Source organism: Pseudomonas fontis, assembly GCF_028656955.1.
GTDB lineage: Bacteria > Pseudomonadota > Gammaproteobacteria > Pseudomonadales > Pseudomonadaceae > Aquipseudomonas > Aquipseudomonas fontis.
In genome coordinates this window covers 1-1,656 of record NZ_JAMDGY010000106.1, presented here as the reverse complement: position 1 = coordinate 1,656, position 1,656 = coordinate 1, and the positions used below count along the sequence as shown (strand labels likewise).

Here is a 1,656-nt window from a genome sequence, read left to right as displayed (position 1 = left end):
TCCGTTGAACATTGGGGGCAAGGTCGCGCGCAGCTGGATACGCTGGCTCTCGCGGTTTGGCTGGTGCGTGTAGTGGAAGCTGGTGATGGGCTCTGGCACGGGAAGGCACGTGTATTGCTGGTGTCGGATGGGTGGCCGGATTTTATTGGGTAGTGGTTTTCTGGGGGGCTTTCGGGCCGGTTCCGCCGTGACGGCGGGGGTGTCAGAAATTTTGTGTTCGGGCATAACATGAGCAAGAGGTGCATGTATGCCAACCAAAAAGAAACCCGCGCGCCAAGCGCCACGAGAATTACCGAAAATCCCGAAAGAGCTGCTTGAGCAGTTCGGGGACGGGCTGATGACGGCAGAAGCCATCGAGGATGCCTCTGCTGCCTTCAAGAAGGCCTTGATTGAACGAGCCCTGAGTGCCGAACTTGGTCACCACCTGGGCTATCCGCCGGGCGCGCAGCGCCCCGCGGATGAGGGCAACCTACGCAACGGCAAAAGCGGAAAGACGGTTCTAACCGGTGACGGCCCGCTGCGGTTGGATATTCCCCGCGACCGGGACGGCAGTTTTTCACCCATTCTGATCCCCAAGCACGAACGTCGTTACACCGGCTTCGATGACAAAATCATCGCCATGTACGCCCGTGGCATGACCGTCAGAGAGATCCGCGCGTTTCTCTCCGAACAGTACGGGACGGACGTTTCGCCTGACTTCATCAGCTCTGTAACCGACGAGGTCATGGAGGAAATCGGTGCGTGGCAACAGCGGCCCCTGGAGCCGATGTACCCGGTCATTTTCTTCGATGCTCTGCGCGTCAAAATCCGCGAAGAGGGCCTGGTCCGCAACAAGGCAATCTATTTGGCGTTGGGTGTTTTGCCAGACGGAACACGCGATATTTTGGGCATCTGGATCGAGAACACCGAAGGCGCCAAGTTTTGGATGAAGGTCTTCAATGACCTGAAAGTGCGTGGTGTCGAAGACGTGCTGATCGCCGTAACCGATGGCCTTAAAGGTATGCCGGAGGCTCTAAGTGCAGTGTTTCCAGAGACGACACTGCAAACGTGCATCGTCCATCTGATCCGCAACAGCCTTGACTACGCGGCGTGGGACAAGCGCCGTGAACTGGCCAAAGCGCTCAAACCGATCTATCAGGCAATCAACGCCGAGGCGGCTGAACAAGCGTTGGACGCATTTGAAAGCGGGCCTTGGGGCAAGCAGTATCCAACGGTTGCGGTTGCCTGGAGGCGCGTCTGGGATCGAGTGATTCCATTCTTCGTTTTCCCGCCGGCCATCCGGAAAGTGATTTACACAACCAACGCTATCGAAAGCATCAACGCTCAGCTACGCAAGATCATCAAGACCCGCGGTCACTTCCCGACCGACGATGCGGCGACCAAATTGATCTGGCTTGGGCTGCGCAATATCACTGCGAACTGGGGCTCTGCCGCCCATGACTGGAAAAGCGCGATGAATCAATTTGCGATTCTGTACGGAGATCGATTTATCAGGCCGACCTGGTAAAAGCACGGCCTGCCTGACGGCAGGCCGTTACCGGCCCGCACACAAAAAATCTGACAGTCCCCGCCATACCTGTAGATACCGTCATGCCCGTCACCGGGCAAGTGCTAACTTCGGGTCCTAAGGTTGTCCCGACTTCAGCACCCCAAAGA

Annotated in this window: 1 protein-coding gene; it reads left to right on the top strand. The window is 57.2% G+C overall.

Annotated elements, in window-relative coordinates; translation table 11 throughout:
- Positions 1 to 247: 247 nt before the first annotated feature.
- Positions 248 to 1,507, top strand: a complete 1,260-nt coding sequence (locus M5G11_RS24910) for an IS256 family transposase (protein WP_273913769.1) — start codon at positions 248 to 250, stop codon at positions 1,505 to 1,507.
- Positions 1,508 to 1,656 lie beyond the last annotated feature (149 nt).